Origin of the sequence: Streptomyces sp. TRM64462 (assembly GCF_013362995.1) — a bacterium.
GTDB lineage: Bacteria > Actinomycetota > Actinomycetes > Streptomycetales > Streptomycetaceae > Streptomyces.
Genome location: NZ_JABWDV010000118.1, coordinates 1 through 8,262, shown reverse-complemented (window position 1 = coordinate 8,262; position 8,262 = coordinate 1). Strand labels below are relative to the sequence as shown.

Annotated in this window: 6 protein-coding genes and 2 pseudogenes; 3 read left to right on the top strand and 5 right to left on the bottom strand. The window is 71.7% G+C overall.

Features of this window, described 5'->3' with window-relative positions; genetic code table 11:
* Positions 1-1,386 (top strand): annotated as a pseudogene (locus HTZ82_RS05640) (ABC transporter substrate-binding protein); the annotation flags it as partial.
* A gap of 259 nt (positions 1,387-1,645) precedes the next feature.
* Complete coding sequence (locus HTZ82_RS05635; protein ID WP_175408159.1) at positions 1,646-3,223, top strand: CBM35 domain-containing protein; 1,578 nt, start codon at positions 1,646-1,648, stop codon at positions 3,221-3,223.
* Positions 3,224-3,249: 26 nt separating this feature from the next.
* On the opposite strand, the gene HTZ82_RS05630 is transcribed toward HTZ82_RS05635, so the two are convergent.
* From HTZ82_RS05630 to HTZ82_RS05610, 5 genes are read right to left on the bottom strand one after another with little or no spacing between them, the layout of a single operon-like run.
* Positions 3,250-4,260 carry an agmatine/peptidylarginine deiminase gene (locus HTZ82_RS05630; protein WP_175408158.1) on the bottom strand — a complete coding sequence of 337 codons (1,011 nt, stop codon included), beginning with the start codon at positions 4,258-4,260 and terminating at the stop codon, positions 3,250-3,252.
* A gap of 26 nt (positions 4,261-4,286) precedes the next feature.
* Positions 4,287-5,183, bottom strand: a complete 897-nt coding sequence (locus HTZ82_RS05625) for an aminoacyl--tRNA ligase-related protein (RefSeq protein WP_309235324.1) — start codon at positions 5,181-5,183, stop codon at positions 4,287-4,289.
* Positions 5,170-5,457: a hypothetical protein gene (locus tag HTZ82_RS05620; RefSeq protein ID WP_175408157.1), complete on the bottom strand. Its 288-nt coding sequence runs from the start codon at positions 5,455-5,457 to the stop codon at positions 5,170-5,172. Before HTZ82_RS05620 ends, HTZ82_RS05625 begins: the two co-directional genes overlap by 14 nt.
* Entirely contained in the window at positions 5,444-6,319 is an 876-nt protein-coding gene (locus tag HTZ82_RS05615) for a diiron oxygenase (RefSeq protein ID WP_175408156.1), read from the bottom strand. Before HTZ82_RS05615 ends, HTZ82_RS05620 begins: the two co-directional genes overlap by 14 nt.
* A 23-nt stretch (positions 6,320-6,342) precedes the next feature.
* Positions 6,343-7,728 carry a condensation domain-containing protein gene (locus HTZ82_RS05610; protein WP_175408155.1) on the bottom strand — a complete coding sequence of 462 codons (1,386 nt, stop codon included), beginning with the start codon at positions 7,726-7,728 and terminating at the stop codon, positions 6,343-6,345.
* 179 nt (positions 7,729-7,907) lie between these two features.
* Between HTZ82_RS05610 and HTZ82_RS05605 the strand changes: the two are divergent.
* A pseudogene (locus HTZ82_RS05605) lies at positions 7,908-8,262 on the top strand (hypothetical protein); the annotation flags it as partial.

Here is an 8,262-nt window from a genome sequence, read left to right as displayed (position 1 = left end):
ATCGAGCAGCTGAACGAGGAGGTGGAGAGGGAACTCGCGGGCCGCCCAGCCGACGACCCGCGCCCAGCCGCCCGCACCGTCGTGTACTTCGGCCCCCTCAGCGGCGGCAAGGACGCCGAGGACCCGGTGCGCGGCGGCACCCTCGCCGAGCTCCGCGGCCTCGCGCTCGCCCAGGCGTACGTCAACGCCCAGGCGCTGAGCTCCGGCGAGCGCGTCCCGCTGCGGGTCCTCGCCGCCAACGCGGGCGACCGCTTCAAGGACGCACCGGAAGTCGCCCACCGCATCGTCGAACTGGCCCGGAAGGACCGCTCCATCGTCGGCGTCGTCGGCTTCGGCCAGAGCCGCCGCAACACCTACGCGGCGATGCGCGTCTTCGACGAGGCGGGCCTGCCCATGGTCGGCACGTCGGGCACGGCCGACGAACTGCTGCGCCAGGGCGGCCACTACTACCAGACCGCGCCGACCGACACCCGCGCCGGACAGGTCATGGCCGCGTTCGCCGCGCACGCCCCCATGACCGCCGGGAAGCCCGCCGTACGCGTACGGCTCGTCGCGGACCCGACGGACGCCTACAGCGCCAGCCTCGCGGCGGCCTTCCGCGCCGCCTACGGCGAGCAGCGCACCACCACGCTCCTGTACACGCCGCCGGACGCGCCGGAGCCGACTACGGTGCCGGGCGCGCCCACGGGTACGCCGGTGGCCACCGTCGACGACCTGGCCCGCGACGTGTGCCGCGCGGTGGCCGACGAGCCGCGTACGGCCGTGGTGTGGGCCGGCCGAGGCAGCCACTTCCAGCTCTTCCTCGGCGAACTGGCCCGGAGCGCGCAGAGCTGCCCCAAGCTGAGCGTGCTCGGCGGCGACGACGTCACCAACGCCCTGACGGAGCAGCGCCGGCCCTGGCAGGTGTTCCCCGGCCTCACGCTGTACTACGTCTCACCCGGCCGGGCACCCGCCCCGGCCGGCGGTGGCGGCGAGGCGGCCACGTTCCTCGCCGCGTACGACCGTACGTACGGGAAGGACCACAGTGCCCGTACGGGCGAGATGCGCGACGACGCCCACGTGGCGCTCGCCTGGGACGCCATGCGGTACGTCGCCGAGGGCGTCGACCAGGCGTGGCGGGGCACGGGCGGGCGCGACGACCGCCTCGACCGGCGGCTCCTCCAGGCGGTGCTCTACCAGGGCCTGGGCGGAGGCGGATTCGACGGGGCGACCGGCTGGACCGACGCGCACGGGGCGGCGAGCGGCGGCCGGGTCACCGAGCAGAAGCTGATCGCCGTGGAACGCGGCGGCGGCGCGGGGGAGGCCCGTACGGTCCTGCTCTGCGGGGCGGTGACCCGGGCCGACGTACGCACCGCCTGGGGCGAAGGCGGCCACCCCTGCCCCTGACGGCGGCGGTGGCCGCTCCTCGCCCGGCGCGGCCGGCTCCTCCACGCCGCCTCGGCGGAGCCTCCTGAGCAGCACGGGTCGTGGAGGACAGGGCGAGGCGCAGGAGTGGGCCCGGCCCGAATGTTTTCGACCGATCCGACCTGTTGACGTGGGCATGGCGCGCTCCTAGCTTAGCAAGCGCTTTCTATCTCGCGTGTCGAGAGCCGCACTGTTGCCCTGCCTGCGCCACAGGCGACCACGGAGAAGGACGAGACCCCCCATGAGGACGAGAACCCCCCTGGCTCTACTGGCCGGTACCGCACTGGCGGCCGGCGCGGTCGTGGTACTGCCCGCCGCCACGGCGACGGCCGCCACGGTCCGCTACGAGGCCGAGCGCGCGCCCGCCACCTGCGACGGCACCATCGACACCAACCACTCCGGATATTCGGGAACGGGCTTCTGCAACGGCCGCAACGCCGTCGGCGCGGCGGCCCAGTTCACGGTGGACGCCCCGCAGGCCGGCACCGCGACGCTGACAGTCCGCTTCGCCAACGGCACCACCACCGCGCGGCCGGCGAACGTGACGGTGAACGGCTCGGCGGCCGCGTCGACGTCGTTCCAGGGCACCGGCGCCTGGGCGAGCTGGACGACGAAGACCCTCACGGTGCCGGTGCGGGCCGGCGGCAACGTCATCCGTCTCAGCCCCACGAGCGCCGACGGCCTGCCCAACATCGACCACCTCGACGCCGACACGGCCGGCACCCCGTCGCCGACGGGCCCCGCCCTGTACGTGTCGCCCAACGGCAGCGACGGCGCCTCCGGAACGGAGTCGAACCCGACGACCCTCACCTCGGCGATCAGCCGCGTCACCCCGGGCGGGACCATCTACATGCGCGGCGGCACCTACCGCTACACGCAGACGGTCACCATCCCCTCCGGCAACAACGGCACGTCCGGCGACCGCACGGAGCTGGCCGCCTACCCGGGGGAGACCCCCGTACTGAACTTCTCGGCGCAGAGCGAGAGTTCGTCGAACCGCGGGCTCGCCGTGAACGGCTCGTACTGGCACATCCGCGGCCTCGTCGTCGAACGCGCCGGGGACAACGGCATCTTCGTCGGCGGCAGCAACAACGTCGTCGAGCGCACGGTGACCCGCTTCAACCGGGACACCGGGCTCCAGCTCTCGCGGATGTCCTCCAGCTCGCCCCGCGACCAGTGGCCGTCCCACAACCTGATCCTGAGCGCGGAGTCGCACGACAACGCCGACTCCGACGGCGAGGACGCCGACGGCTTCGCGGCGAAGCTCACCGTCGGCCCCGGCAACGTCTTCCGCTACGCCGTGGCCCACCACAACATCGACGACGGCTGGGACCTCTACACCAAGACGGACACCGGCCCCATCGGCGCGGTGACCATCGAGGACTCCTTCGCCTACGACAACGGCACCCTCAGCGACGGCTCCCAGGCCGGCAACGGCGACCGCAACGGCTACAAGCTCGGCGGCGACGGCATCGCGGTCGACCACGTCGTCCGGCGCAGCATCGCCTACGAGAACGGCAAGCACGGGTTCACGTACAACAGCAACCCCGGCAGGATGCAGATCTCGGACAACGTCAGCGTCGGCAACCGGCAGCGCAACTTCAACTTCGACAGCGGCAGCACATCGGTCTTCCGGAACAACACCTCGTGCGACAGCGGGTCGAACGACCGGATCATCGGTGACGCCGACGGCTCGAACCAGTTCTGGTCCGGCTCGAACGGCTCCCGCTGCTCCTCGTACTCCGGCGCCATGGACTGGTCGTTCGCCTCGGACGGCCGCCTCGTCGTGACCTTCGGCGGCACCGCGGTCACCCCGTAAGCACCGGCAGCGTACGACTCACTCACTCACTCACGAGCCGGGCGGGGCGCGGGCAACTGCTGCGTGACGCAGTGGATGCCCGCGTCGCCCAGTGCCAGGGCCCGCGCCTCCACCCCGACGACCCGGTGCCGGGGGAAGGCCGCGGCCGCCGCGGCGAGTGCCTCCTCGTCGGTGTCCGTCCCGGCGAGCGGCATGACCACCCCGCCGTTGGCGATGTAGAAGTTCATGTAGTTCACGACCGCGTCCTGGCCGTGGACCCGGATGCGCTGCTGCGGCGGCAGCTCGAAGATCTCAAGGCTCCGGCCACGGGCGTCCGTGGACGCCTCCAGGACGGCACGGTTCGCCTTGAGCCGTACGTGATCAGGGCGGTCGGGGGCGCCGCACGCCTCGACCACCACCCGGCCCGGCGCCGCGAACTGGCAGACGTGGTCGACGTGCCCGTCCGTGTCGCCGTCGAGGTGCCCGTACGGCAGCCAGAGCACCTTGCGGGCTCCCAGCAGGCTTTCCAGTTCGCGCTCGATGTCGGCACGGCCGAGCCGCGGGTTGCGGTTCGCGTTGAGCACGCACTGCTCGGTGGCGATGAGCGTGCCCTCGCCGTCGACCGTGACGGCGCCGCCCTCCAGGACCGTCATGGTGGCCCGCCGTTCCAAGCCCAGGGCGAGCAGGAGGCGTTCGGCGATCCGCTCGTCCTGGTCGTACGGAGGGAAGCGCCCGCCGAAGGCGTTGTACCGGAAGTCGACCCCGACCCTGCCCTCCGGGCCGTGCACCACGATGGGCCCGGTGGCGCGGAGCCAGGAGTCGTCCATCGGCAGCTCGACGGTGGTGACGTCCACGCCGCACAGCTCGCGCACCCGGTCCGCCCCGCCGGGCAGGACGAGCAGCGTCACCGGCTCGAACGCGGCGATGGCGCGGACGATCGCCGCGTACTCCCGCTCCACGTCGGCGAAGGCGTCATCCCAGAGCGACGCGTACGTCGGCCAGGCGAGCAGGCACCGTTCGTGCGGCTCCCACTCGGCGGGCATCACGAGGCCCGTCACCGGTAGGCCCGTCACCGGTAGGCCCGTCACCGGGAGGCCCCCGCCGAACCGAACGAGCGGACCGCGTCCTCGGCCGCCCCCCAGTCACCGCCGAACCGCTCCGCGAGCACGTGCAGCCACCGCTCCACTCCGAAGGCCACGCACGACGTGTGCGCCTCCTCGCCGCCGCAGGTGATGCCGGCGCGCTCACCGAAGAAGTTGCGGTGGTAGTTGACCGACGCGATCGCGAGGCCGTCGTCGCCGTCGCCGACGACGAACTCCTCCTTGGTGGGGAAGAGGCGCTGCATGACGGCGCGCGAGCCGTTCGCGTCGAAGAACGGATCCGTCGCCACCTCGGTCCTCAGCACCAGACCCAGGTGGGCGGCGAAGGCGTGGATGAGCGTCCTGTGCGTGGCGAGGTGGCCCTTGACGGTCGCGGCGTCCCCGACGGCGACGATCTCCCGCATGGTGAAGCCGTGCAGGCGCCGCATGCCCCGGTACGCGGTCTCGCGCCGGAAGCACTGGGCGATCGTGGTGAGCTTGACCGGTTCGTCCAGCCGGGCCCCGGAGAGCGACAGATACGCGCTGTAGCAGGCGGCCGACGGGAGCACGAACCCGGCGTCGCCCAGCGAGGCGCCCGCGAGCCGCGTGTCCGGGCCGGCGTCGCGCGCGGGCAGGGCGGCGACCGCGGCCGTGTCCACCGGCGCCGCCGCGAGCGCGAGGTGCGGGAAGTTGGTGAAGTAGTCGAACCGGGCCAGGTCCGCCACCCGGACCAGCGGCGGGTAGAGCACCTCCGCCGCCCCGGCGTCGGCGGCCCACCCGGTGAACACCGCGTCCAGCGCGGCCCTCAGGCGCACCGCGTCCGGGCCGAGCGTGACCAGGCCGTCGGTGACGCCGACCGGCGCGACGGCACGCGTGCCGGGGCGCGTCTCAGATATGGGCACGGCCCGTCCTCTCCGTGATCAGCGCGTTGATCCGGTTCAGCGTGCGGAGGTTCTCCACGTCCGTCCGCGCCAGGTCGATCGGCTCCCCGACGATCTCCTCCATCAGCAGGAGGAATTCCACGAACGCCAGCGAGTCGAGGACGCGCGCCTCGATGAGATCCGCGTCCCAGTCGAGGCCGTCCACCGCCTTGTTGAGCTTCCGCAGGAAATCGACGACGGTCTCCATGGCCTCGTGCACCCTCACGTCCCCGCTCTCGTTGTCAGGCGCCGACATGCTCGTCCCCCCACGCCGTACGGAACATCCCGCTCGCGACGAAGAACCGGTCGACCCGCGCCATCAGCTTCACGTGGAAGGCCTCCCGCACGGGGTGCGACAAAGCCCTGCGGCGCACCTCCAGAGGCTTCTCCACACCGCAGTCACGGAATATCTGCGGGTTGTAGAGGCTGCGCACCGAATACGTCATGTAGTCCTTGACGTATTTCTCGATCTCGTCGCGGCGGTCCGGGTCCGCGGCGCACGCCCGGTCGTACAGCCGCTTCACGAGCTGCTTGCCGAAGGCGACGTGCCGGCTCTCGTCATGGTGGTGCGCGGCGTGGATCTCCCGCAGGATGTCCGGGATCAGCGGATCCTTGCCCATCCGGCTGTTGTAGTAGTCGAAGATCTCCTCGAAGATCAGGATGCGCGAGAAGACGACGACGTCGTCCCAGACGTCCCCGTAGCCCTCGCGCCGCAGCGGCGAACCCGCCTCCGGGTAGATGCCCCCGGTGTACCGGTGGCAGAACTCGGCGAAGAACCACATGTGCGCGTTCTCCTCGCCGATGAAATGGTGCAGATACTCGTTGTACTCGGCGAAGTCGGGCGTGTGGATGCGCTTCGCGACCTCGATCATCAGCTCACGGATGCCGTGCACGTGCAGGCTGAAGAAATTGACCGTCTCGTGGCGCGCCAGCGCCTTCAGGGTCGTCTCGTCCTCGATCAGCCCGGTGCCGGACACGGTGAGGTAGTCCGGGTTCATCCACCAGCTGTCCTCGGGGACGCTGTCGGGCCACGAGAATTTCGTGTACGGGTTGTAGTAGTCGTTGCGCGACTTCTCGGAGAGCCGCGCGAGCATCGTGCTGAAGCCGGAATCGTCCATGGTGCGGGGATCTTTCGGTGGGTTCATGCGGGCGTGTCGGCAAGGCGGACGAGCGATCCCTCCAGATCCCGGAGGAACCGCTCCATGACCGCCTCGGTGAAATGCCGCGTGTCGCAGGTCAGCGAGAACGCGAGAAGGTCGTCGTCACCGTCGACGACCACGTAGAAGTCCTCCTCCTCGGTGACCGCGGGCCAGTCGAGCGCGGAGTCGGGGAGCAGGCTCGCGGCGGGTGTGGCGTCCGCCTTCGCACCCGCTGCGGGGAACGAGGGGAGACCGCGCCTGTCGTTGACGCAGTAGGGGAACCGCAGCGGCTCGTCGGGCCCGCCGCCGAGCCGTGCCAGGAGAGCGGCCATACCGTCGGCGTCGCAGCCGGAGTTCTGGTACGCGGTGAGCGCGGCGCGCCAGGAGCGCCGGACCGCCTCCGGCAGGTCCGCGTCCGTGACGTCCACCGAGAAGTACGTCTCCTGCATCAGGGTCGCGACCATCCGCCGCGCCTCCGGGCCGAAGCGCTGGGAACTCGTCAGGTGGAGGTCCACCCGGCCGCTGCCGGTGAGGTCCCGCAGCAGCAGCGCGACCGCCCCGTTGACGACGGCCCCGGTGCTCACGCCGGTGCGCGCCGCGACACGGCCGACCGCCCGGTGCGCGGCACGCGACCGGAGCCGCGCCTGCCGGTACACGGCCTCCGTGGGCGCCCCGGGCACCCGTGGCGGCAGTCCCAGCGGCGGCCGGTCGCGGTAGAGGGACTCGACGTGACGCAGGGTCCGCTCCCGCCGGGCCATCCCCTCCGGTGACGCCTGCCAGGCGGCGAGCGCGGCCGGTGTCATGGCGTCACCGGGCAGCGGCGGAGGCTCCCTGCCGTCGCGGAGGTACGCGGTCACCTCGCCGGCGAGATGCTGGATTCCGTACCAGTCGACGGCCATGTGCGAGAACGCGTACACCCCGCCCCACACGCGGCCGTCCACGACCAACAGGACCAGGGCCAGCGGCAGTTCGTCCGCGAAGGAGAACCGTCTCGCGCCCAGGGACGTGCGGTGTGCCGCGGCGGTCCGCTCCGCGTCGGAGGGCGTCGTCCCGACCACCTCGACCGGCAGCCGCCCCTCGCTCAGCACCCGCTGCACGACGCGCCCGCTCCCGTCCCGGGGGAACACGGTCCGCAGGGACTCGTGCCGTTCCAGGAAGAACGACAGCGCCTCCAGGCACCGTTCCACGGTGAGCGGCAGGTCAGCGGGTGTGCGGAAGCCGCCGACGACGTTGTAGACATACTCGTGCGGCATCGCCCGCTCGATGAGCGCCCAGACCTCCTGCTGACTCCACGTCAGCGGAGCCTCGACGCCGCGCGTGCCGGTGAACGGCGCGTACCTGGTCCCCGCGCGTTGTCCCCCGTGTGCCCCGTCAGAAACGACGACCACCACAATTCCCCCGTCAGCTCGCCGACTTCGAAGATCTTACGAGATGATCTAGTGGTGAGCGCAAGCCTTCCGGCAAACTCATGATCGAGAAGGAAGCGCTCCCCGGCAGGCCACGCACCCGGCACATCCGGCACCCCAGGCACACCCGGCACACCCCGGCACACACAGGAAGAGCGACCATGCTGACCTCACCGCCCAGCGCCCTGCGGCGTGCCCACCGGGGCGTCGTCACCACCTTCGCCCTCGTCGGGGTGGTCAACGGCATCCTCGCCGCACGGCTGCCGGGCCTGGCGGCCAAACTCGGCCTGGACCCGGGCGACGTCGGACTGGTCATCCTCTCCTGGGGCGTGGCGGCCTCGGCGACCATGCAGGGCATGAGGTGGCTCGTCGCCGCACTCGGCAACCGGCTGCTGCTGCGCATCGGCACCCCGCTGGTCACCGTCGCCGTCGCCCTGATCGCCCTCAGCCCGTCGTTCCCGGTCCTCCTCGCGGCGGCCGCCGGCTTCGGCGTCGCCTCCGGAATAGCCGAGGCGA